The organism is Capnocytophaga sp. oral taxon 902, from assembly GCF_013394735.1.
GTDB classification, from domain to species: Bacteria; Bacteroidota; Bacteroidia; order Flavobacteriales; family Flavobacteriaceae; genus Capnocytophaga; species Capnocytophaga ochracea.
Genome location: NZ_CP058261.1, coordinates 2,350,516 through 2,375,927, shown reverse-complemented (window position 1 = coordinate 2,375,927; position 25,412 = coordinate 2,350,516). Strand labels below are relative to the sequence as shown.

Here is a 25,412-nt window from a genome sequence, read left to right as displayed (position 1 = left end):
CAGCTCACACTACCACTTCACTTGTACCAAAAACTCGTGAGAGTTACGCGATTGTAAATTGAGATGTGTTTGAAAGTAGGTTTCAAAACCATATCCCACTGATATATAATAATTCGGAATATTGAAGAGCACATAAGAGCTAAAAGCCTTATCAGTGCGATAGGTAAGCCCTACCTCAGCACGGTTTAAATAGTCAGTAGCTACAGTGAAGTTTGTTGAGGCTTCTTGTTTTTTAGCAAGACATATTTGTACGCTTGGTTTTAGAGTAAATTCAGAAGAGATATGCCAATGATAGCCCACCATTACATAATACAACATATTCTCGGCGATGGAAGTCATTACATCATTCTCCATACCCACTTTATCAGAAGCAAGCATATTGGGGATAGATAGTCCTACATAAAAGTCACGCAATTCATAATAAACTCCAGCCCCAAAGTTGAATTGGAACTTCCCCGAGATATCTTGCAAATAGGGGTCGTAGCGCGTAGCATTCTGTCCCGTATTGTACAAGTGATTATATGTGCGTATTTGGCTTATATCAATATTAAAAAACTCTCCTCCAAACTTAATTCCTCCTACGATATTAGAATGCTCGTTTATAGGCACTCTATAAGAAAAGTCTCCAAAAACACCCGTTTGCTTCTGAATAAATACTTTATTATTGGTTACTGAAAGCCCTAAGCCCACGCGGTCAGTTATCTTGTGAGTGGTAAAAAAGGTTTGCGTTTGAGGAGCTTCATTCATTCCACGCCATTGGTTGCGAATGTCTGCTGAAATAGTATGTCCCTTTTCCTTACCCACTACAGCTGGATTCACCAAGTTTTGGTGTTGTTGATAAAATATGTACGTAGGATCTATAGATTGAGCTTGTAGTGCTCCTGCGATAAGCAAAAAAACACTGATAAGTAATCTTCTTTTCATTCTGATAATAATTTCTTCTAATAAAGGATAAGAGCAAATTGTAACTAGAAAGCTCCAATATTTGAGTAAAGGCAATATAAACTAACAATTAGAAACAAAAACAACTCAAACACTTAAATTCTGAATTATAATAACACTCTTTGTTTCATTTTCACCTCTTAGCCTTACCATTTAAATTGCACCAAAAACTCGTGAGAATTGCGCGACTGTAAATTCATATGGGTTTGAAAATAGCTCTCAAAACCATAGCCTATAGATACATAATAGTTAGGAATGTTAAATAACACATAAGCATTCACAGCTTTATCTGTGCGATAAGTAATCCCTAATTCTGCTCGTTCCAAAAAGTTTCCTGCTACTGTAATATCGGTCGAGGGATATTCGCCTTTGGCTAAGCGCATCTGCAAACGCGGTTTAATAGTGAAATCGGGAGTAAGACGCCAGTAATAGCCTGCTATGGTATAGAAGTACATCGTTTCGGCTAAAGAAGTCATTTGGTCGTTATCCATTCGCACCCTATCGGTAGCAAGCATATTAGGGATAGAAAAACCTACGTAAAAGTTAGGGTGGTCATAATACAGCCCTGCCCCAAAGTTAGTCTGGAACTTTCCTGAAATGGTTTGCAAATAAGGGTCGTAATAATAAGTAGGGTGCATACGTGTGCCATTAGGGTAATATTGGTTGTATAAACCGTTATAATACGTCATATCACTTCCGTCTATATTATAGAAATCACCGCCAAATTTAATTCCTCCTATCAATCGCGAGTTGTACGAAATGGGTATTGCATACGAGAAATCGGCGTAAATGCCTGCTTGTTTCTGTATAAACACTTTGTTGCTTGCCAATGAAAAACCTAACCCCACGCGGTCACTCAAACGATGCGTAGTAAAAAGGGTTTGTGTTTGTGGGGCTTCGGTCATTCCTCGCCACTGGTTGCGTATATCCACCGAAATAGTGTGTCCAAACTCCATTCCCACTGCCGCTGGGTTTATTAGGTTTTCGTGTTGTTGATAAAAAATGTATGTAGGGTCTGTAGCTTGTGCATGCAAAGCACTTGTGCCTATTACCAACATACTTAATAATATCTTTTTCATAGGATTCTGTGTTTTTCTCTTCTTAATAATTAATGTAAATCCAAAGTTGTTTCTTGTTCTTTTCACTGCCGTCAATGCTGAAAATAGCTACATACGAACCTCGTAGCACTAAGGTACCATCAGATTTCTTTCCGTCCCATTGGTTCTTATACCCGTGAGCCGAGTAGACTAATTGCCCTAAGGTATTGAATATATACAGGGTGTTATTAGGGTATCGTTCAGCGCGCGCTATCACATAAGTATCATTCACCCCATCGCCATTAGGGGTAAAAGCGTTGGAAATAAGCACATAATCCACCTGCGGGTCTTGTGCATTCGGGATTCCGTCGCCATCTACATCGTCATCACAAGCGTCGCCTATACCGTCATCGTCTAAATCAGCTTGGTCTGGATTGTATACATTAGGACAATTATCTTGGTCATTTAAGAAACCATCTCCATCTATATCGTTATCGCAAGCATCTCCTATACCATCGTTGTCAGTGTCTTGTTGGGTAGTGTTAGACACGGTAGGGCAGTTATCCAAAACATTTAAAATTCCATCACCGTCCATATCGTCATCACAAGCGTCGCCTATACCGTCATTATCAGCATCAGCTTGGTCAGGATTGGCTACAGTCGGACAGTTATCCATACGCGAAGGTATACCGTCATTATCCACATCGTCATCTTCTTTTACGGTGATATTCCCTGCATTCACCGCCAAAAATAGGTTCTCTTCAGCTTTCACCATAAACCTTCCTTGCTGCGTTTTAATAGCATCAGGCACGCTTATTTCAGCTTTCCCGTTATTGGGTAAGCCCGTAGCTAAGGTATGCGAAAAAGTAACTCCTCCGTCAGTCGAAAAGAGTATTTTCACTTTTTCGGCGTTCACAGGTGCTTTATCAGTATTAGCTACATCCCACTGCAAACTTACTTTTTGTCCTACATACCAAGTGCTTTGCTCGGTATGCGAACTCACTTTAAACGGACCCGCGTCTGCACTCACTACCACATCAATGGTTTTATAAGCTGTATTTCCTGTTTGATTGCTTGCTAAAGGACGGTCGATAACCATAAAAGTCCAATGCAAGGTACGCCCTATGTTGAGCACTGTTTCCCAAGCATCTCCTTTTTTAGGGTTCTGCTGGGTGAGCGTACCCGCTACTATACGTTCCAAACGCGGGATATAGCGATATGATTGTGCTGAGGGTTTCATAGAGCGTGCCGTAGCTCCTGAACGTATTGTAGGTGAAAAATAATAATTACCCGTTTCTGTATAATTGTCGCTTTCTTCCCACGTATAAAGCAACGCATCGCCATCAGCATCGGTAGCAGTACCTTCTAATAAATAGGCAGTTCCATACGGAATAGTATAGCTTTTCAAGTCGGGTATCTCAGGAGGAGTGTTGCCCGTAGAATTTTCGGTAGCACAAGACTTGCCTTGTAGGTTATCTGTAATGTCGTAAATAGTGCGGTGATGAAAATAAAGGTCAGCATTCTGTTGCACATCATAATATCGCGTAACTCCTGCGTAGCTCATAATAGTAGTACCACTCCCTGGTTCCATCTGCGACCCCGACCCATATTCTCTGCGATAAGAAAAAGTATGCCGTGCCCCCAGTTGATGTCCTATCTCATGAGCTACCACATCTATATCAAAAGCACTTCTATTGCGTACGTAAGCAAACGGATAAGACGAAAATCCCTGTCCCTTGCGGTCGTTGGTACACACGCACCCTATACAACCTGCATTACCTCCTTCTGCAGCATTGTGAAACAACTGCCCTATATCATAATTAGCATTACCTATCTTGTTGTCCAAAACTTGTTGCAATACAAGAGCTTTATTGTCGTACCATTCTTTTTCGTAGTTAATACCAGTAAAAGGGTCAGTATCTTTAGTCTCATATACTATACTATCGTCCGAAACTAACTGGAAAACAATCGACAGCTGTTGCCCATAGACCTCATTTACACGGTTTAGCGTACTGACTATTTGGGCAAAAGCTGAAGCCTTCCCCCAGAAATAATCAGTATATTCGTGGGTACAAGCAATTGCAATGCGAAAAGTACGTTGCATAGGTTTAGTCTGAAATGAAGGGCGTTGAGCCGCTTTACTTTCCTGCAAAAGAGTAGGCACATCTAATGTTTTACAGTCTATGAATGTTTTTTCAACATCCTTACGACGATAAACCCTGTAATAAACACCTTCTTTATCTTCTGCTTCTATAAACGAATAGCTCAACTCTTCTTCCATAATAGCATCAAGCCCATAATCGCTCCACGTAAAACGAATATGTTTAGAGGGATCAGTTACTGATTTACCCACAAAAGTTTTAATAGAAGGATATTTGCGTGCAACTGCTTCCGAAAGAACCTGCGTAGGTGCAATGCGATAAGTAATGAGTGTTCCGTTGGCATCAGGTATCTGAACGGTAGCCTCACTGCGTTTACTATCGGTTTCCAAAGCTCGTGCAAACGCCTTTTTATTCAGTGTAAAATACTGATAATTTGGGTTATTAGTAGTTACTGCTGCACTGCGCTGAGTCGAGAAATCAGCTTTGCGCCAATAACTCTGTGCCGACCCTTGTAACACCACCAAAATAAATAACCAAAAAATACTATTGTAATTGCTATATCTCAATGTTTAATTCTTTATATATTTTTAATTTCTTTTGTTTCCTCACTTAATATTCACCCAAAAAAATCACTGTCACGTCCTAAAAAAGGTTGTCATAATTAATTATTGTTTTATTAGTCAAATTTTCTCATCTCCCCATTTTCCCATTCCCTCATTTTCTCATTTCCTCATTTGCTAATTAATCCGCCTCCACATACCCAGCTGTGAGCCCTCGCTGGCTTTATCGTTTACCTTTTACGTCTTACCTTTTATCTCCCTGTGTGGCTCGCACTATAGTACTCAAACGCCTCGTAAATCTCTTCCTCAGGCACTACACAATCCGTTTTAGGCTTACCTATCTCCTCCAAAAGCACAAAGTGTACTCTGCCCGCTACATTCTTCTTGTCAAAACGCATCAACTCACAAATATCCTCAATATCTTCTTTATGAAAAGTTTGTTTGCTGAAATACTCACCCAACACGCTTTTCACCTTATCGCATTTATCCTTAGGGAAACCTAACTTTTTCACCGATAGGTAAGTAGCCAACACTATTCCTATCGCAATAGCCTCACCGTGTAACAAACATTGGCGACTGGGGTTTTCCAAGCAATACGACTCGATAGCGTGCCCCAGCGTATGACCGTAATTCAGTATTTTTCGCAATCCACATTCTTTCGGGTCTTGCATTACCACCTCGTTCTTTATCTCCACCGATTCGTGAATAAGACTGTCTAAATCAGCTAACGAAAGGCTTCTCAAATCACACATTTTGTTCCAATAAGCCTCCGAACGAATAAGTCCGTGCTTAAACATCTCTGCCATTCCGCTACGCAATTCCTCAGCAGGTAACGTTCCTAAATATTGCGAGTCTATCACCACCCCCAACGGATTGTTTATCACTCCTACAAGATTTTTCAAAGGACCTAAATCCACCCCCGTCTTCCCCCCTACCGAGGCATCTACCATTGCCAGTAAACTCGTCGGCACATTAATAAAGGGCACTCCACGCATATAGGTAGAAGCCACAAAGCCTCCTAAATCGGTTACCACTCCTCCTCCTACGTTTATAAGCAAGCTCTTGCGATCGGCTCCTAATTCTGAAAGTGCGTGCCACACTTGCGTACAAGTATCGAGGTTTTTATGCAGTTCTCCCGCTTCTATTTCTATAATTTCTATCGGAATATCAGTAATGAGAGTAGGTAAAAACAAAGGCAAACATTTTTCATTGGTATGACTGTCCACCAACAAAAACAGCTTCGAAGGGCGTTTTTCCGCAACTATTCGATTGATAAAATCAGTTCCTTCCTCATTAAAATAAACGTTGTAATTTCCAGCTCTGATAACATTTGCTTCCATCAGTACAGAATTTTTGGCAAAAGTAGTAAAATAATAACAATTGTACAAATTCCCCTTTTCAGCACCAAAAGACCGTCATTTACACAACACATTTACTCCTTCTATTCACCTTACATTCATCTTACATTTATTGTTTCTTCGTTCATTCTTCGTTATTCCTTCGTTATTCCTTCGTTTATTCATCACTGTTGCCTCATTGTAGACCCACTGTAGACCCACTGTAGACCCACTGTAGACCCACTGTAGACCCACTGTAGACCCATTGTAGACCCAATGTAGAGCCACTGTAGACCCACTGTAGACCCACTGTAGACCCACTGTAGACCCACTGTAGAGCCACTGTAGAGCCACTGTAGAGCCACTGTAGAGCCACTGTAGAGCCACTGTAGAGCCACTGTAGAGCCACTGTAGAGCCTGTAGAGCCACTGTAGAGCCACTGTAGAGCCACTGTAGAGCCACTCATTGTTTAATTATCCTATAAGCTTTGTATAATCTTCTCCCAATTTCACCATTAATCATTAACCATTAACCACTAATCATTAACCATTAATCATTAACTACAAGCCTTCTTTCACCTATTGTTCGTTCATTCTTTACCTACCCTTGTGGCTCGCACCACACTGTACCAAATTTGCTAATTGATAAATTATTCTTACCTTTGCCTCTCAAAAATAAACTATAATGGAAGTAAGCAAACGTTATGCACAACGCGGGGTTTCGGCAGCCAAAGACGAAGTGCATAAAGCTATCAAAAATATCAATAAAGGATTATTCCCCAAAGCCTTTTGTAAAATAGTCCCCGATTACCTTACGGGCGACGACAACTATTGTCTTGTAATGCACGCCGATGGCGCCGGTACCAAGTCGGCTTTGGCGTATATATATTGGAAAGAAACCGGTGATCTAAGCGTGTGGAAAGGCATTGCGCAAGATGCTCTCATAATGAATATAGACGATTTATTGTGCGTGGGAGCAGTCGATAATATTATGCTTTCGTCCACCATTGGGCGCAATAAAAACCTCATTCCTGCGGAAGTCATTTCAGCTATTATCAACGGAACAGAAGAGCTGATTGCAGAACTCTCTGCCTTTGGAGTGCATATCCATTCTACAGGGGGAGAAACTGCCGATGTAGGTGATTTGGTGCGCACTATCATTGTCGATTCTACCGTTACAGCGCGCATAGAACGCCGTAAAGTGATTGATAACGCAAATATCAAAGCGGGCAATGTGATTGTAGGACTCGCCTCCTACGGTCAAGCTACCTACGAAAACGAATACAATGGCGGTATGGGTAGCAACGGACTCACCTCAGCGCGTCACGATGTGTTTGCAAAAGTATTAGCACACAAATACCCCGAAAGTTTCGATGCCGCTGTCCCCAGTGAGCTCGTATATGCTGGCACGAAACAACTTACCGACAAGGTAATTGGCAGTCCGTTAAACGCTGGCAAACTCGTTCTCTCTCCTACTCGTACCTATGCACCCATCATCAAGAAGATATTAGAAAAGTACAACAATACCCAAATATGTGGAATGGTGCATTGCAGTGGAGGCGCACAAACTAAAATATTGCACTTTGTAGATAACTTGCATATTATCAAAGACAACCTTTTCCCTACCCCTCCCCTTTTCAAACTCATTCAAGAAGAATCCAACACCGATTGGAAAGAGATGTACCAAGTGTTCAACTGTGGGCATCGTATGGAGCTCTACGTAGAGGAAGCCATTGCAGAAGATATTATCACTATTGCAAAATCATTTAATGTAGAAGCGCAAATCATAGGTAGGGTAGCCTCATCAGATAATAAATGTCTCACTATAAAAAGCGAATATGGTACTTTTGAATACTAAATTAAACATACGAACAGATATACGATGGGCATTTACCTATTTCGCTATAGTTGTGTGCTTGGGTATCTTTATGCGCTCGGTACAAGTAGTGGACTATCCTTTCAATTTCAATTATCGAAATATCGTGCATACTCATTCGCATTTAGCACTTTTAGGGTTTGTATACGTACTGCTCTCGGCTATTTTAGTGCGCACTTTCATTCCTCTTAACGCTCAACTTCACAAACGTTACCGATGGCTGTTCTACATCACTCAGTTATCGGTATTAGGTATGCTATGTAGCTTTCCTTTTCAAGGATATGGGGCTGTTTCTATCAGTTTTTCATCAGTGTTTATCTTCTGTACCTATTTTTTTGCGAAGTTTTTTATGAAGTATGCCACTTCCCCTTTTGTAAAAATGGGAATTTGGTATCTTATCCTATCGAGTTTGGGAATATGGCTAATGCCCGTAACCATAGTGAAATATGGCAAGTTCTCTGATATGTATATGTGTGCCATTGCCTTCTTTTTGCACTTTCAATACAATGGTTTTATGCTCAGTAGCCTAATGGGACTCTTTATAAAGAAATACGGTTGGGACGTTCAATATCCTCAGCTCATCAAGCGCGTATTCATTCTGTTTCAAGCAGGAATTATAGGTTCGCTTTTCATCTCTTGGGTAGGCTATTTTAGCTATCCTATTTACTATATCGTAGGAGGAACTTCGGTGCTTATCTGGCTCATTGCGGTAGTGATGATATTGCGTTTATACCTAAAAACTCAACCTAAGAGTTTTTTAGCTACTGTATTTATCAGTTTCTTTATCGCCAAAGTAGTAATGATGTTCACAGGTGCTTTCCCTGTCCTTACGCCTTATTTGTTTAAAAACATCGACCTGTTGATAAGTTACTTGCACTTTAACTTTCTGGGGATTGTAACCATAGGTCTCTTGCTGTTTTTAGAAGAAGTATACAAAGTAAACCGATGGCTCGTTTATCTGTTTCTTTTTGCTTTTATCACCACCGAGATACTCATCACCTACAAAGGTTTTTCAGTAATTGTAAACTATCCTATTTTCAGTAATTTTTATGAATGGTTATGGGCATTCACTGCTCTTTTTTACTTTCCCGCAATAGGGTGGCTCATCGGTAGTTTTAAAATAAAATAAAGTAGAAAGTTTCGTTTTTCCAATATAAATACTACTTTTGCAAATTGGTTAGTGCAATTAGGCACATCTTTTGATATAATAACAGAACGTTTAAAGTTAATAACGAAGTTTATGAATAAAACAAAAATTTGGTCAGTACTTGTAATACTGTTGTTCACGACTCCCTTTTTTGCCCAAAACAATGAGCGTAGAAAGGTAGATGGTGTAGCAGCGGTAGTAGGTGATTATTTGATTTTAGAATCAGATATCGACAAGGCGTATATTGATTTGCAACAGCAAGAGGTAGACACTCGTGAAATCAACCGTTGCCAGATGCTCGGCAAACTGATGGAGGACAAACTCTACGCTCACCAAGCTGTGCAAGACAGTGTGAAGCTTACCGATAGCGAAGTACGTGACCAAGTGAACCAACGTATTGAGTTTTTGACCGCTCAGTTAGGTGGCGACATTAAGAAACTTTTAGAGTTCTATAAAAAAGACGACGAACAATCTATGCGCGATGAGCTTTTCAACCTCCTAAAAGTGAGTATGCTCGCTCAGCGTATGAAACAACAAATTATAAAAGATATAGAAGTAACTCCTGAGGAAGTACGTACTTTCTTCAACGCTATTCCAGCCGATGAACGTCCGCACTTTGGTACTGAATTAGAAATCGCTCAAATTGTAGTCAATCCTGTAGCTCCCAAGAGTTCGGTACAAAAAGTAATAAACCAACTCAACGATATTAAAAAAGATGTAGAGGAAAACGGTATGAGTTTTTCTACCAAAGCCATTCTCTACTCCCAAGACCGCGCTACTGGCGGACAAGTACTCACCTTCAACCGTAACTCTGCTTTTGATAAAGCTTTTAAAGACGTAGCCTTCACTTTGCGGGAAGGAGAAATATCTAAGCCCTTTGAGTCTAGCTTCGGTTGGCATATTATCCAAATGGACAAGATTCGCGGTAAGGAAGTGAGTGTACGACACATCTTGTTAATGCCTGAAATTCCTGAAGAAGCTCTCAACGAGGCTAAAGAAAAGATAGCCAAAATACGCGACCGTATTGTAAACAAAGAGCTTACTTTCGACGAGGCTGCACGTAATTTCTCCGATGAAAAAGAAACCCGCAACGATGGCGGTCAGCTTATCAACCCCGAAGACCTTTCTACTCGTTTCGAGCTTACCCGTATAGAGCCTACTCTTTACGCTCGCATTTCAGACCTTAAAGACAATGAGGTATCAGTACCTTTCCTCGACGAAGATAGAACAGGCAAAAAAACTTATAAGATTTACCAAATCACCAACCGTATTGAGGAACACCAAGCCGACTTTGTAAAGGATTACGTAAAGATACAAGATTTAGCTCTGAAAGAAAAACAACTGAAAGCCATCAGTAAGTGGATGAAAGAACATATCGAGAAAACTTACATTTCAGTAAACGGAGAATACAAGAACTGTAAGTTTGAAAACAATTGGCTTAAGAAATAATTAGTAAATAGTGAAAAGCAAGTTTTGTTTTTCACTATTTTTTATTACTTTTGCCTCATCAATGTTTATATAGTTCAGTATATGATTTCGGTTTACAAACTAAAACCTAAATTTCAGCAGTTGCTACATCCTATCTTGCTGTTCTTGCATCGTAAGAAAGTAACTGCAAACCAAATAACGATAGTTGCTATTTTGTTTTCTTTAATAATTGGAGTGCTCTTTTGGCAAGCCTCTGAATGTCGTTACTTCTTCTTAGCCTTACCTATAGGTTTACTCTTGCGTATGATTCTCAATGCACTCGACGGAATGATGGCTCGCGAGTTCCAGCAAACCACTTCTTTAGGTGAAATCCTCAACGAATTAGGTGATGTGGTTTCTGATGTGTTTATCTTCTTCCCTTTGCTAAAATATCACCCCGAAAGCCTTTATTTAGTAGTTATTTTTATTGTGCTCAGCGTTCTCAATGAATTTGCCGGCGTAATGGGCAAAGTGTTAGGCGGTGAAAGACGCTATGAAGGACCTATGGGTAAAAGCGACCGTGCCTTATTGATAGGCATTTACGGACTTTTAGCTTTCTTGGGCGTTTCTATCACTTCCTACTCAGCGATTGTCTTCGGGATTATAATTGCTTTACTGTCCCTCAGCACCTTTATTCGTCTCAAAAAAGGACTTTATGCCCAACACTAATAGCCATAGTAAGTTTGCCGATGTACCTCTTCGCATTAGGAGTTGGGTATTCATTATTGCTGTCTTCGCAGGGGCTGTATATAATAAACTTACGATGCGTATTTTTATATGTTGGGTGAGCTTTCAATGTTTAAAGGAGTTAGGACGGCTCTTTTCTTTCAATACCCGTTATTTACCTATTGTTATTGCTATACTACAAGGCGTTTTGCTTTTCTGTTTTCCTCATTATCAAATTTATTTATTAGGAGCTATAGTTCTGCTCATTATTTCAGTTTTAGGAACTTTCTTTGTAACCAAAAACAAAGTACTTTATATAGCCCTCTCTTTGGGTATCGTTTTATTTGCTTATCCACATTTGTTTTTTTTGTTTTCAGTACCTAACGGCTTGCTATGGCTTATCTTTTTAGTTGTTTCCACCGAACTGAATGACGTGTTTCAATACTTATCAGGTAAATGCTTTGGCAAACGGAAAATACTGCCCGAGGTGAGTCCAAATAAAACTATAGCAGGTTGCGTAGGAGGATTTTTACTCACACCTTTAGTAAGCGTGTGTTTGGCGTATGTGCTCGGTTTGCAAGCGTCCCTTCACACGTGGTTGCTCTTAGGAGTAACTATTAGCTTTTTCGGCTTTTGGGGTGATGTATGTATTTCCTTTCTCAAACGCAAAGCAGGCGTAAAGGATACTGGCAACCTTATTCCTGGTCACGGCGGACTTTTAGACCGTATGGATAGCCTTTTGTTTAACAGTATATGGTTCTTTCTATGGGTACAGTGAAAACATTCCATCGCTCCTTAGTCTTCTCAGGAGGGGGTACACGTTTTGCCCTTTATGGCGGTATGTATAATGCTTTAGATGATTTAGGCAAAACTCCTTCGCTACTGATAGCCTCTTGTGGAGGTGCTTTTGCAACTTTAATCATCAATGCTTTTCCTACACATACTGCTCGCAAAGCCTACCTGCAATCCGAAGAATTTTATAACTTCATCAAGAGTCTTTCTCTTACCCCTTATAGTCAATTATACCGTATAGGCTTTTTAGCTCTTAAAAAACAATACGACAAAAGGCAAGCTCCTTATATTGAAGATGTGTATCATCGCTATTTGGTAACAATGGCACAAGACCTTTCTAACCTATTACCAAGTATCTCGAAAGTGCACTTCTCCTCTACCCTACCTACTATTATTGTCGGTTCTAAAATGTTATTCACTCCTGATGAATGTGGCAAACGGAGAGGGGCTCGTAAGCTTTACCAAAAAGTACTCTTTACCGATACACAAACTGCAAGACATATAAATCTGCAAGCCATTGAAATCTCCTCTGATAACTATTTACAATCGGCAGTTGCTAAAGATATTCTCCTTAAAACAGAGATACCAATGCTCACTGCTGCCCGCATTTCAGTTTCGGATATGTTCTACGTAGCTCCGGTGAATATAGCAGGTGATGTGTTTGCAGGAGGCGCAATAGATTTACTCCCTATAGAATTAGCAAATACTCTTTCGCAAGAAGTGATAAGAGAGGAAAAACAGCCTTATAGTTCTACTGAAGAAGCGTTAGTGCGTGCAGTTTTAGGTTTTAGTGGCAACGAGCGTTTAGCCGAAGTAGCACAATATCCCGCTCACCTCATCAATACCCGTGATGCTACTATGGTCTTAAAAGGATTTTACTCAGAGAAGTATATCAACTGGAAGCGATGTGCAGTAGGTATTCACTTTCCAAAAAACTACGCTCACTATCGTGAACAAATAGAAAAACAATGGGACTACGGTTATCAAACTACAATAAACGCTTTTAAACAATGAATGTTTTTATCATAGGAGGCACATCAGGCATAGGGTTAGCATTGGCGAGCTATTATCACCTACAAGGCAATCGCGTAGGCGTATGTGGAAGAGATTTGCAAAAGCTCACTGATGAATCGCGTTTTGAGAAGTACCAAGCCGATGTAACCAATATAGTGCAATTACAAAACGTTATACAGCAATTCGTAGGTGAGAGGACTTTGTCGTTGCTCATCAATTGTGCAGGTAGTTATGCTGAAGATGTAGCAGATGAGATTAGCTATGAAGAGGCTGTGGCAATGCTTCAAACCAATATTATGGGAGCTGTGAACTGCTTAGAAGTTGGACGAAAAGCAATGTGTCACACAGGCGGACAAATAGTCTTACTTGCTTCTATTTCAGGTATTTTAGACTACCCCGAGTCAAGTCTATACACCAAGACCAAGCGTAGTGTGATACAAATAGCCGATGCTTATCGCCGCGCTTTGCGTCCGTATGGAATCACAATTACTACCATTGCTCCAGGCTATGTAGATACCCAAAAACTACGCGACCTCAACCACAACGATCTCTCTAAGAAACTTTTTCTTGTAACCGAAGCCCAAGCTGTGAGCAAAATCACGCAAGCTATTACTGAAAAGAAAGCATTGCTTTTATTCCCAAAACAAATGAAATGGTTAATGCGTTTCCTCTCATATATGCCCTCTTTCCTACTTTCAAAGATAATGTATAAGAAAGCTCATTATATGAAGAAATAAAATTTATTATCCTTCCGTTGTTGCTTTTGTCTTTAAAAATTGTACCTTTGCGGTATTAAAAACGTAAAACTGAAGAAATACAATGAATATCCAGCAACTTACCGACCTTACTACGCAGGTGCGTAGAGATATCCTCAGAATGGTTCACAAAGTAAATTCAGGTCACCCAGGGGCTCTTTGGGTTGCGCTGAATTCCTTGTATGCCTCTACAACGAGGTAATGGACATCAAACTACCTTTCTCTATGGAAGGTAAAAACGAGGACTTATTCTTCCTCTCTAACGGACATATATCACCAGTGTTTTACAGTGTATTAGCACGACGTGGGTTCTTTCCAATAAGTGAACTGAACACTTTCCGCTTGCTCAATTCTCGCTTACAAGGACACCCTACACCTCACGAAGGGTTAGAAGGCGTGCGCGTGGCTTCGGGTTCGTTGGGACAAGGGCTTTCAGTAGCAATTGGAGTAGCTTTGGCTAAAAAACTCAACGGCGATAACCACTTGGTATATACCCTCCACGGCGATGGTGAACTGCAAGAAGGGCAAATATGGGAAGCGGCAATGTACGCCGGGGGTAAAGGAGTGGACAACATCATCGCTACTGTAGATTACAACCACAAACAGATTGATGGACCTACCGATAAAGTAATGCCTTTGGGCAACTTGCGCGCCAAATGGGAAGCCTTTGGTTGGCAAGTAATCGATATTGAAAAAGGTAACGATATCGCCTCTATCTTAAAAGGATTGGCAGATGCAAAAGCTTTAACCGGCAAAGGCAAACCCGTGTGTATCTTACTCCATACCGAAATGGGTAATGGGGTAGACTTTATGATGGGCACTCACGCTTGGCACGGCAAAGCTCCTAACGACGAGCAATTAGCCAAAGGCTTAGCACAGAATCCTGAAACTTTAGGAGACTACTAATAAAGATTAAAAGAGCAAATCAGCTTATCGCTACGAAAGTAGAGGAAAGTCTGGACACCACAGAGCATCATAGCGGGTAACACCCGTCCGCCGTAAGGCGAGGACAAGTGCAACAGAAAGAATGTATGGGTAATGCCATAGTGAAATCAGGTAAACTCTATGAGGTGCAACGTCGCGTAAACCAGCGTTTGAGGGTTGCTCGCCCGATGTTGGAGGGTAGGCGGTTAGAGCTAATGAGCAATCATTAACCGAGATAAATGATAAGCACCTGCTCAGTAAGAGTAGGTACAGAATCCGGCTTATGATTTGCTCTTTTTTATACCCAAAAAAGCCAAAGAGCTGTCCTCAAAAGAGGACAGCTCTTTGGCTTTTTCAAGTTTATTTTGTAAATTATCGCTTGTCTCTTAATGACCAACCGGTTTTAAGTCCAATGATGAAGTATACCAATAGCAATTCACCTATTGCTAAGAGTATATCACCTGGAATGCGTAACCAACGTATGGTTTGCATCAAATCGGTGTGCATAAACTCCTCAGAACGCGCTGACCAATAGCCGTTTTGAATAGCTTCTACTGCTTGCATAATACCTATAGGAAGCAAGCTCCCTACTAACATCACAAGTAATCCGATGTTTATCAACCAGAATGCCCAACCAAGAATCTTGTTATTCCAGTGACGATCAGGATACAAACCGCGAAGCACAAACAAGATAAGTCCAATCCCAAGGATACCATATACCCCAAAGAGGGCTGCGTGTCCGTGAACTGCCGTAGTGTTCAAGCCTTGAATGTAGTACAAGGCAATAGGCGGGTTAATGGCAAAACCAAAGATACCTGCCCCAAGGAAGTTCCAGAAACACATCGCAATAAAGCAATAGATAGGCCATTTGTAGGCTTTTATCCACTCAGTAGATTTAGAAATCTTGTAGTTGTGATAAGCCTCATATCCTATGAGTACCAAAGGCACAATCTCCAAAGCACTAAAAGTAGCTCCTAAGGCTAATACACCCGTAGGGGTAGCACTAAAATACAAGTGGTGGAATGTACCCAATATACCCCCTGCTAAGAATACAATAGTAGAGAACAATACTGAGGCACTCGCCACTTTCAAGCGTAACAAGCCCATACGTGAGAACAAGAAAGCAGCCACTACGGTAGCAAATACTTCAAAGAAGCCTTCTACCCAAAGGTGAACTACCCACCAACGCCAATATTCGGCAATAGCCATATGTGTTTGGCGACCGTACATCAAGCCTGCTCCATAGAAAGCCGCAATAGCAATAGAGGCTAATACAAATAGCAATAACAAATGGCGGTTTTCGTCTTTCTTTCGTAAAGCAGGCAATAAAGCTCTTACCATCAAGAACAACCACAAGAATAAGCCTACAAGCAATAGTATTTGCCAAAAACGACCCAATTCTAGATATTCATAACCTTGATGTCCAAAGTAGAAGTTTTCTACTAAGCCTAATTTTTGCATCACGCCAAACCATTGTCCTGCCAAAGAACCTAACACCACTATCAGTAGGGCGATAAAGAGTATATTCACCCCCAATTTTTGATATTTAGGCTCGTGTCCTGATACCGCAGGAGCTATGTAAAGTCCTGTAGCCAGCCAAGAGGTTGCTATCCAGAAAATAGCCAACTGTACGTGCCAGCTACGCGAAATAGCCTGTGGAAATATCATATCAAGCGGAATACCAAAGAAACCTCCTCCTTCTACACCATAGTGCGCTGTAATCACCCCTGCCACCATCTGTACCAAGATAAGTAACGATACTATCCAAATGTATTTAAGGGTAGCTTTCATTGAAGGTGTAGGTTTCATACCGCGCATTGGGTCTTCCGCAGGAAGATGTTCATTTTCTTCTTCCTCTTTGTTGCTTGCGTGATAATACACCAAGAGTCCCACCCCGAAAAGCAACATCAGTACGCTAAATCCTGACCACATTTGTAATGAAGTCGAAGGGTGATTGCCTATCACAGGGTCATAAGGCCAGTTATTGGTATAGGTTACATCGCTATTAGGGCGATTAGTGCTACATACCCAAGAAGTCCACGTAAAGAATGCATTCATCTGTTGCGTACGCATAGGGTCTTTGATAGCATTCTTCGGAATCGCATAATGAGTGCGCGTTTCACTTAGCGAAGGGTCGTCCATAAAGAGTTTAGTGTAATACGTAGCCAACTCTTTAGCCACCTGAGCACGCTCTGGCGAGAAGGTAATCACACCTGTTTCTTGGTTAAAGGTGTTCGTACGCAACTCTTTGCGCAACTGCACTTGGTACTTCGCTTGCTCATCTTCAGGCAGGTCTTTGTACACCTTACCGTCTTTCTGAGCAAAAAGCTCTAATAGCAATACCGATTCGCGATGTAGATAATCAGCATTCCAGTCGGGTGCTATATAAGCACCGTGTCCCCAGATACTACCTACAGTTTGACCGCCCATCGATTGCCAAACATTCTGACCATCTTTAATGTCTTGCCCTTCATAGAGCACTTCCCCATTGGTCGTTACAATCTTTTCGGGGAAAGGAGGTGCTGTACGGTATATTTCTACACCGAAGAGAATCAGCACAAGGAATGAAGCAGCCACTGTTGCCCCAAGCCAAATCCATAATTTCTTAGCTGTCATAAATAAAATATATTAGTGTTTTTGTAATTTCTGGGTGCAAATATATAAAAGATAATTGTATCTTATATGCCTTTTGTATTATTTTTTTACCTTCAATTTTAAAGTTTTCTCCCAAAAAAGAATATTACCTACTGAAAATCAACAGGTAACCTTCCTTATTTTTTTATGAATTTTGTACTCCTTCTTTTCTGCTACTCTTCTTTTAATTTATCAAATGTTGTATAGTTTTCACTACCCCCGCCTCGTTATTATCGTATTCAGTCACGTAATTAGCAATAGCTTTCAAAGCCTCTTGGGCATTCTTCATCGCGTAACTCATCTCAGCAGTTTGTATCATTTCCACATCATTCATATGGTCGCCAAAAACCACTGTTTCCGATGGCAAGACACCTAATTCCTCTTGCAGACGTCTTACCGCCACCCCTTTATTCACATCACTTCGGGTAATATCAAGCCATATCTCACCTGAGACCACCACATTAAAATCATTCTCATACTTCTTCAAAAGAGGATAGCTATTAATCCTTGAAATTCCTTCATCACAAATAGTTATTTTAAAGATGTCATCATTCACTTCCGAAAAGTTCATCACCTTTGTATGAGCGGGATAATGTCTGGCTATTTCATCAAAAATAGTAACACTATCCGTCTTAATGTAGGCATTCTCTCTTCCACAAAGCGCTACCCCTATTTGCCCAATCTGTTCACAAGTTTCCAATATAGGGCGGATACCATTAGGGTTCAATGGGTTTTCAAAAAGCGTCTCCCCTTTGTATATTAGCGAAGCTCCGTTATCAGGAGCAAAAGCTATCTCGTCTTTAATAGGTGCAAAAAGCTCGTGCAAACTCTGTATTTGTCGTCCACTCGCCACGCAAAAATTAATTCCACGGGCTCGTATCTCCTTAAAAACTTCCCAAAAACTCTTAGGTACCTCTTTCTGATTATTCACCAAAGTACCATCAATATCCGTTACAATAAGTTTTATCATACATTCTAATTTTCGGCAAATATACAAAATTATTCACACATATTGTTCAAATATGGTTCTCATATATCTCAACCACCTCTTCACTTCCGTTTTAATTCGTTTTATTACCCTCAAAACCACCTCTTTCTCTCATCTTTTAACCACTCACTTTCAAACACTTACATACCCTTTCTATACCAATCGTCCAAGATTCGTATAAGCTTCCTATAAGCTCTCTATAAGCTAACCCCACCCTCCTTATAGCCTTTTTTCATCAAAAAACCTCCCTCCCCTCTTCCGAACTTCTCCGATATCTTCCGAAAACTCCTATACGTGATTTTTGCGATATACACTTTGCCAAAAATTTTGCCCGTGTGGCTCACACTGCCTGTGCGGCTCGCACCTTTGGCAAAGTTGAATAAACTGACAATCCTCATTCTCTCATTCTCTCATTTTCTCATTCTCTCATTTTCTCATTCTCTCATTTCCTCATTCTCTCATTTCCTGGCATTATTGACATTTTTTTTTTTGCAATTCATAATTATTTTGTAATTTTGCATCTTGAAAACTATGAAAAGACAATCGTTACACACGCGCATCTTCGCCTTTCTGCTACTGTTTTGTATGCTGAAAGTAGCCTTTCCGGTGGGTGAATTCTTTCATAATCACCACACTCAGGAAGAGTTATGCGCTATAGCTACCGGCGATAAGTGTCATCACAACGCTCACCTTTCAGCGGTAGACACTCATCACGATTGTATTTTTGTACAACTGCATCAATTCTTTGCTCCTTCATTTTTTATCTATCAATTCTTAGAGCAAAGTGCAACAGCAGTATTCTTCTTTATCGAAAAAGGCTTTCCTGAAAACGCCTTTACTATCTTTTCAAGAGGTCCTCCGATGTAATTAGCAGACTAGTTAATTAGTAAATGAGGAATCATTCCTCTTCTTACCCAGCTTGCTAATTTCCAAATTCCCAAAATTTTCAAATTGATTTTATGCAAAAGATATTCAGTCTTCTGCTACTCAGTTCTGCATTCTCGCTATATGCGCAAGAAACCTTGCAACTGCAAATAGAAGACACTCAAAAACTACCCTTAGGCAATGCGGTAGTGCATTTCGTTGGAAAGCACTTTATAAGCGATGTCGATGGGAAGATAACGATAAAAAAACTCAGCAAGGGCTCTTACCCTATCAAAGTAACCTATTTAGGCTATCACGATTACGAAAGTACTGTCATCATTCCACACTCACAACCTCTTGTGATTGTAATGAAAGAAGCAGTGAGCGTACTCGAAGGGACTACAGTATCAGGACATACAACTCAACAGTATGTGAGAGGCTTAACCCCATCTATCATATCCATTTCGCTCAAAAGAAATAGCTTGATAGACAAACAAGGCGACGATTTAGCCAAAGTGCTCACCTCTATATCGGGAGTATCGATGATACAAACAGGCGCGACTATTGCCAAACCGGTAATTCACGGCTTGCACAGCAATCGTATCTTGATACTCAACAACGAAGTGCGCCAAGAAGGACAACAATGGGGTGCCGACCACGCTCCCGAAATCGACCCTTTGGTAGCCGACCAAATAACGGTAGTAAAAGGTGCTGAATCGGTGCGTTATGGCTCTGATGCCTTAGGTGGGGTGATTCTCATAGAACAAAAAAAACTCCCTTATAGCGACGGTCTGCACGCCAACTTAGCTTCTTCGTTTGGCTCTAACGGACGCAAATTGAGTACTACGTTAAAAGTCGAAAGTTCAGTCCCCGAGTTACCTTCTTGGGCGTGGCGTGTACAAGGAACTTTAAAACGTTCAGGCGACATCAGTACAGCTAATTACCTACTGAATAACACTGCTGCTCGTGAAGCCAATTTCTCAGTAGCGACAGGCGTTCAGAAGGAAAAAGGCACTGCTGAAATATTTTACAGTAGGTATGAGAACGAAAGCAGTGTGTTCTACGGTTCGCATATTGGGAATTTAGACGATTTGCTCGCTCGGTTCGAAATTGGAAGACCGCTTACCACTTATCCGTTTTCGTATAGCATCAATGCACCCAAGCAAAAAGTAGTGCACCACCTGTTAAAAGGTAAAACGTTCTATTTCTTGCCCTTCGGAGGAAAACTCACCGCACAATACGCTTTTCAGAAAGATATTCGTCAGGAGTTCAGTGTTCGCCGAATGGACAGAACCCGCATCCCAGCCTTAAATATGGAGCTCACTACCCACGCACTCGATGTGTATTGGGAAAACGCTTACAGCAAATGGAAGAGTACCATAGGGGGTAGTTTCAACAAGCAGGACAACTACAACCAACCCGGTACGGGGGTAGTACCTGTAATCCCTAACTATGCCTCACTTAGTTATGGTGCTTTTGCAATACAACGTTTTCAGCGAGATGCTTGGTTATTAGAAGCAGGTGTGCGTTACGACTATAAGTACCTCAATGCCGATGGTTACGATATGTACTCACAGCGTTACGGAGGCGAACACAACTTCCATAATTTCACCTATACCTTAGGAGGAACAATGCCTCTCTCGCGAGTTTCACAACTGAAATCTAACATAGGCGTGGCGTGGCGTGCTCCTCAGGTGAACGAACTGTACAGTAGCGGACTTCATCACGGCGCAGGCACTTATGATTTAGGTGACGATAAGCTCGAATCAGAAACAGGAGTGAAGTGGGTTACCTCTCTTTTGATAAACAATGAGAATAAACGTTGGAATGTAAATCTCGACCTTTATATCCAATATATTAAGAATTACATTTACGATTATCCTACCGGCGAAGTGCAAACCCTCTTTTCAGGCGTGTATCCTATCTTTCAGTACACCCAAGCCAATGCGTTTTTTAGAGGCGCTGACCTCGATGCTACTGTTCGTTTGTTAAACAAAAACAGAGTAGCACAAGTAGGCAATCCTACAAGTTTAGACTACCATTTGAAAGCCTCAGTAGTATGGGCTAACGAAGTGAAGACGGGACGTTACTTTCCGTTTATCCCTGCCCCTCGTTTGAGTCAGTCGCTAGAATATAACAAAACGCACCGCAACAGTTTATTGAGCCATATGAGTGCTAGCATAGGGCATACTTTTGTAGCCAAGCAAACACGCTTTGAGCCCTCACAAGAGTTAGTGCCTACTACTCCCGATGCCTATCACCTTTTCGAGGCGAGCATAGGAGGTACTTTGGATATAGGCAAACGCCAAACCCTGGACATAAGGTTATCCGCCGAAAACCTTTTTAATACTGAATATAAGGAATACACCAATCGTTTTAGGTACTATGCCCACGATTTGGGTAGAAACGTATATTTAAGAGTAAATTACAATTTTTAAACACTATTAAAATGAAAAAGATATCTTATTATTTAAAAGCTATTAGTCTAATAGCATTAGTATGTTTTACAATAGGCAGTTGTAGTAAAGACAACACTAAACCCACTCCTCCAAACGATGAAACCAAAGACAGAGGGCACGATATGCCCGACAAAGTACAGTTTATCATTACCAATTTAGGAACTAACGAAGTGCAAGAGCGCACCGCCAACAAGTCAGCTAAAGGGATAGTGTATGACATCACCGAGCCTATAAAATGGCAAGTGGGACACGAATACCGTTTCGAGATTGTCTATTACAACAATGGAGCTCGTATGAACTACGAGTTTGTAAGTGCCAAAATGGCTCCTATTCATCAGCACTTCTTTCAGTTATTTCAAGGAGAATATCCTAAAGATGAAGCGGGAAGAACCGCTATGGTAACGGCTATGAACAAAGCGGTAAGCTATGTATATCAGGATACCGACCCCGAAAATGCTACTTATGGCACACAAGGAGTGAAATTGCGCTTGCGCACTTGGGATAAAACCAACCCTGAGCAACGCGACCCTATTGGATTAAAAGGCGTCTTTCACATCAAAGACGACGCTACCGCAGGTGATTACAAGTTGCGCATCAAGTTAGCACACTTCCTTATTGCTAATAAACTCAACCCTCAAACCCAAGAAGAACGCCCTTACAACGTTGTGGAGTATTCTAGTGCCTTTCAATTAGACTCCGATATGACACTCCCTATACAAATTAAACAATAACCTTTTTAACATTAAAAAACGATGAAAAATATATACGACCTTTTTAAAATCTCATTGCTCTCAATATTTGTTACTTTTCTTTCTGTCTCTTGCAGTAAAGACGATAATAAAGTAACTCCTTCTACTACTCAATCTTCTACTACTACCGTTACCACAACTTCCACAACCACAGCTACTACCGAAGAGTTTGTAGCTAAGTGGAGCCGACTTGAAGTGCGTTTTACCAAAGGGCATTCTCACGGCTATTTCCACGGCAACCCCGACTACCCCGTGAAATACCTCAAAACAGTACAACGTTTCTATTTTGAGAACAAAAATGGTGTTATTACCCCAGCAAGCGATAATCCTACCGCCATCCGTTGGGAAGGAAGTAATGATCTAGCTGGAGTATCACTCTCAGGGGTCGAACTTATCTTCTATGATAAAGAGGGTAAACGTATAAACTCACTGTTGACTACTGGTCAGGCTCCCAATCACTATCAATTCTTCTTTATCGCCGATAATTTCACAGCAGTAGCTAGCAATACTACCGTCCCTACTCAAGCAGAAGCCTTACATTACAAATACCGCGATACCAATCCTGAAGAATTGTACATCAAAGGCGGTAATTATGATAAAAATCCAAACGCCCCTAAAGGAGTACTCCGTAGAGAGCAAATAGGATTGAAAGGATTCTTTGAAATCAAAAGAGCTTATGTAAATTTCGATTTGAAAATCGTATTAGGCTATTTCACTACCAAACCCGCTGAATTAACTTATAGTACCCTTCCTGCTAACAAAGTTATGGAGGTGAAAATCCCTATACACATTTACCACGATATCATAGCAGAAGATAAACAAATAGAAGATGCAATGCGCGAATTTGGCGTGAGTAAAGCTGAAATCGAAAAAGACCAAAACGACATTATAGCTTCTGATCTTTCTCCTGAAAGCAGTGGTACCTTTTTATAATTTTGTGTATATCACTTAGCAATAATAAAAGAGACTGTCCCTTAAAAAAGAACAGTCTCTTTTTTTAAACAATAAGTAAAGCTAATAAAACCAGTTTATACTCGTTTTACTCCTATTACCCTCCGTTCATTCTATATCTATCCGCGTGTTTTGCAACGTTCATTGTTCGTCTTAGATTCGTCTTAGCTTCGCTCTTCCTTCGAATAAACATTGATATTCAGATACATTTTCCTCCTCAAAACATTTTTCTCTCTTCACTTTTTACTAAAATATCTCAACTTGCTCACAGCATAAAAAGTTATCAAACGAGTTAAAACAATTGTACGAAGTTATAACATACTCTTTACTCTCTACCTTTTATCTTTCACCTGAATTGAGAAATTATCTCATCAAAATTTGCACATTCAAATAATTGTTGTAATTTAGCCGAAATTTTCGAATTGTATCAACAACTAAAAACAACTATACTATGGGAAAAGGATTTTTTAAGGTTCCTAAAGCTACCAACGAACCCGTAAAAAGTTATGCGCCAGGAAGTACTGAGCGTGAGGCTGTACTACAAGCCTATAAAGAATTGTGGAATACTAAAGTAGATGCCCCTCTCTATATTGGAGGTGAAGCCGTACGTACAGGTCAGACAGGTGAAATGCATTCCCCTCACGACCATAAGCACTCATTGGGTGTTTACCACAAAGCGAGCAAAGAACACGTACAACAAGCCATCGAAGCAGCGCTAAAGGCGCGTACTCAGTGGGCTAACCTTGCGTGGGAAGAACGCGCTGCTATCTTTTTAAAAGCTGCCGACCTTATTGCAGGTCCTTACCGTGCTAAAATGAACGCTGCTACTATGATAGCGCAGTCTAAAACAGTACACCAAGCCGAAATAGATTCTGCTTGCGAGCTGATAGACTTCTTGCGCTTCAATGTGCAGTTTATGGCTAATATATATAACGACCAGCCTAACTCTTCCGAAGGCGTATGGAATCGTGTAGAATACCGTCCGTTGGAAGGTTTTGTATATGCTGTTACGCCTTTTAACTTCACCGCCATCTCAGGTAACCTCCCTACCAGTGCTGCCCTTATGGGAAATGTAGTCATTTGGAAGCCTAGTACTTCACAAATATTTTCCGCTGAAATGATAGTAGAAGTCCTCAGAAAAGCAGGTTTACCCGATGGTGTTATCAACGTATTGCACGGCGATGCAGCTATGATTACCGATACTGTTTTAGCAAGCCCTCATTTTGCAGGTATTCATTTTACAGGCTCTACCGAAGTATTCCAAGATATTTGGAAAAAGATAGGTAACAATATTCATCTCTATCGCTCTTATCCTAAAATTGTAGGTGAAACAGGTGGTAAAGACTTTATCATCGCCCACCCAAGTGCTTGCCCCAAACAAGTAGCTACGGCTATTACTCGTGGAGCTTTTGAATATCAAGGACAAAAATGTAGTGCTGCTTCTCGCGTGTACTTACCTAAATCGAAGGCAGACGAAACGCTGAAATTGGTAAAAAAAGATGTACTCTCTTTCAAAATGGGTTCTCCTGAAAACTTTGAGAACTTCATCACTGCGGTAATTCACGAACATTCTTTCGATAAATTAGCTAAATATATAGACCAAGCTAAAAAAGACAAAGATGCCGAGATATTTGTAGGTGGTGGATATGATAAAAGCAAAGGATACTTTATAGAACCTACCGTGATTGTTACCACCAATCCACATTACACCACTATGGAAACCGAACTTTTCGGACCTATAGTAACTGTGTATGTATATGATGACTCTAAATGGGAAGAAACCTTGAAACTCGTTGATGAAACTTCAGTTTATGCACTCACAGGAGCTGTATTTGGTACTTGTCGTTATGCGTTAGACGAAGCGGTGAAAGTACTCGAAAACGCAGCAGGTAATTTCTATATCAACGATAAGCCTACGGGAGCCGTAGTAGGGCAACAACCTTTCGGTGGCGCACGCGCCTCAGGTACTAACGACAAAGCTGGGTCTGCCCAAAACCTATTGCGCTGGGTATCGCCACGCCTTATCAAAGAAACTTTTGTACCACCAGTAGACTATCGTTATCCATTCTTAGGATAATAAATAAAATTTTAACTTTGCCAAAGTTCTCTGTCCGTGCGGCTCGCACCTTTGGCAAAGTTTCTCTTAAAT

At 40.8% G+C, this 25,412-nt stretch carries 19 protein-coding genes, 1 other RNA gene and 1 pseudogene; 14 read left to right on the top strand and 7 right to left on the bottom strand.

Annotation, left to right across the window (positions count from 1 at the left end; genetic code table 11):
- Positions 1-9 precede the first annotated feature (9 nt).
- The 5 genes from HW278_RS10150 to HW278_RS12275 form a co-directional block, all read right to left on the bottom strand.
- Complete coding sequence (locus HW278_RS10150) at positions 10-924, bottom strand: PorP/SprF family type IX secretion system membrane protein (protein ID WP_178977734.1); 915 nt, start codon at positions 922-924, stop codon at positions 10-12.
- Positions 925-1,088: 164 nt separating this feature from the next.
- Entirely contained in the window at positions 1,089-2,021 is a 933-nt protein-coding gene (locus HW278_RS10145) for a PorP/SprF family type IX secretion system membrane protein (protein WP_002677100.1), read from the bottom strand.
- Positions 2,022-2,043: 22 nt separating this feature from the next.
- Entirely contained in the window at positions 2,044-4,647 is a 2,604-nt protein-coding gene (locus tag HW278_RS10140; RefSeq protein WP_178977733.1) for a thrombospondin type 3 repeat-containing protein, read from the bottom strand.
- Between the two features lie 245 nt (positions 4,648-4,892).
- Complete coding sequence (aroB, locus tag HW278_RS10135; protein ID WP_178977732.1) at positions 4,893-5,981, bottom strand: 3-dehydroquinate synthase; 1,089 nt, start codon at positions 5,979-5,981, stop codon at positions 4,893-4,895.
- A gap of 193 nt (positions 5,982-6,174) precedes the next feature.
- Positions 6,175-6,444 carry a hypothetical protein gene (locus HW278_RS12275; protein WP_220389386.1) on the bottom strand — a complete coding sequence of 90 codons (270 nt, stop codon included), beginning with the start codon at positions 6,442-6,444 and terminating at the stop codon, positions 6,175-6,177.
- A 218-nt stretch (positions 6,445-6,662) separates the two neighbouring features.
- Between HW278_RS12275 and HW278_RS10125 the strand changes: the two genes are divergently transcribed.
- The 9 genes and pseudogenes from HW278_RS10125 (at position 6,663) to rnpB (ending at position 14,917) form a co-directional block, all read left to right on the top strand.
- Positions 6,663-7,835 (top strand): AIR synthase related protein, encoded by a 1,173-nt coding sequence (locus tag HW278_RS10125; protein ID WP_178977731.1) that lies wholly within the window; start codon positions 6,663-6,665, stop codon positions 7,833-7,835.
- On the top strand, positions 7,816-8,982 hold the full coding sequence (locus HW278_RS10120) for a hypothetical protein (RefSeq protein WP_178977730.1): 1,167 nt from the start codon (positions 7,816-7,818) through the stop codon (positions 8,980-8,982). The genes HW278_RS10125 and HW278_RS10120 overlap by 20 nt, the downstream gene beginning before the upstream one ends.
- A 111-nt stretch (positions 8,983-9,093) precedes the next feature.
- Positions 9,094-10,449 carry a peptidylprolyl isomerase gene (locus HW278_RS10115; RefSeq protein WP_048747316.1) on the top strand — a complete coding sequence of 452 codons (1,356 nt, stop codon included), beginning with the start codon at positions 9,094-9,096 and terminating at the stop codon, positions 10,447-10,449.
- Between the two features lie 81 nt (positions 10,450-10,530).
- Positions 10,531-11,136, top strand: coding sequence for a CDP-alcohol phosphatidyltransferase family protein (locus tag HW278_RS10110; RefSeq protein ID WP_034575847.1), 606 nt, complete (start codon positions 10,531-10,533; stop codon positions 11,134-11,136).
- On the top strand, positions 11,123-11,911 hold the full coding sequence (locus tag HW278_RS10105; RefSeq protein ID WP_178977729.1) for a phosphatidate cytidylyltransferase: 789 nt from the start codon (positions 11,123-11,125) through the stop codon (positions 11,909-11,911). The genes HW278_RS10110 and HW278_RS10105 overlap by 14 nt, the downstream gene beginning before the upstream one ends.
- Positions 11,887-12,939, top strand: a complete 1,053-nt coding sequence (locus tag HW278_RS10100; protein ID WP_255493612.1) for a patatin-like phospholipase family protein — start codon at positions 11,887-11,889, stop codon at positions 12,937-12,939. The genes HW278_RS10105 and HW278_RS10100 overlap by 25 nt, the downstream gene beginning before the upstream one ends.
- Positions 12,936-13,676 (top strand): SDR family NAD(P)-dependent oxidoreductase, encoded by a 741-nt coding sequence (locus HW278_RS10095; protein ID WP_178977728.1) that lies wholly within the window; start codon positions 12,936-12,938, stop codon positions 13,674-13,676. The genes HW278_RS10100 and HW278_RS10095 overlap by 4 nt, the downstream gene beginning before the upstream one ends.
- 82 nt (positions 13,677-13,758) lie before the next feature.
- A pseudogene (locus HW278_RS10090) lies at positions 13,759-14,600 on the top strand (transketolase).
- Between the two features lie 11 nt (positions 14,601-14,611).
- An RNA gene (gene rnpB / locus HW278_RS10085) (RNase P RNA component class A) lies at positions 14,612-14,917 on the top strand.
- Positions 14,918-14,990: 73 nt separating this feature from the next.
- Here the strand turns inward: rnpB and HW278_RS10080 are convergent.
- Together HW278_RS10080 and HW278_RS10075 are read right to left on the bottom strand one after the other, a co-directional pair.
- Complete coding sequence (locus HW278_RS10080) at positions 14,991-17,234, bottom strand: nitric-oxide reductase large subunit (RefSeq protein WP_178977727.1); 2,244 nt, start codon at positions 17,232-17,234, stop codon at positions 14,991-14,993.
- 202 nt (positions 17,235-17,436) lie between these two features.
- The gene (locus HW278_RS10075; protein WP_178977726.1) at positions 17,437-18,222 is read right to left on the bottom strand and encodes an HAD family hydrolase; all 786 of its coding nucleotides are present in this window, start codon (positions 18,220-18,222) and stop codon (positions 17,437-17,439) included.
- Between the two features lie 603 nt (positions 18,223-18,825).
- Between HW278_RS10075 and HW278_RS10070 the strand changes: the two genes are divergently transcribed.
- The 5 genes from HW278_RS10070 to pruA all read left to right on the top strand — a co-directional run bounded on the left by HW278_RS10070 (position 18,826) and on the right by pruA (position 25,340).
- Complete coding sequence (locus HW278_RS10070) at positions 18,826-19,107, top strand: hypothetical protein (RefSeq protein ID WP_034567891.1); 282 nt, start codon at positions 18,826-18,828, stop codon at positions 19,105-19,107.
- Positions 19,108-19,199: 92 nt separating this feature from the next.
- Entirely contained in the window at positions 19,200-21,542 is a 2,343-nt protein-coding gene (locus HW278_RS10065; RefSeq protein WP_178977725.1) for a TonB-dependent receptor, read from the top strand.
- Between the two features lie 11 nt (positions 21,543-21,553).
- Complete coding sequence (locus tag HW278_RS10060; protein ID WP_178977724.1) at positions 21,554-22,294, top strand: hypothetical protein; 741 nt, start codon at positions 21,554-21,556, stop codon at positions 22,292-22,294.
- A gap of 21 nt (positions 22,295-22,315) precedes the next feature.
- A complete protein-coding gene (locus HW278_RS10055; RefSeq protein ID WP_178977723.1) occupies positions 22,316-23,245 on the top strand; it encodes a hypothetical protein in 930 nt (309 codons plus the stop codon).
- Between the two features lie 469 nt (positions 23,246-23,714).
- Positions 23,715-25,340 carry an L-glutamate gamma-semialdehyde dehydrogenase gene (gene pruA / locus HW278_RS10050; RefSeq protein ID WP_178977722.1) on the top strand — a complete coding sequence of 542 codons (1,626 nt, stop codon included), beginning with the start codon at positions 23,715-23,717 and terminating at the stop codon, positions 25,338-25,340.
- Positions 25,341-25,412 lie beyond the last annotated feature (72 nt).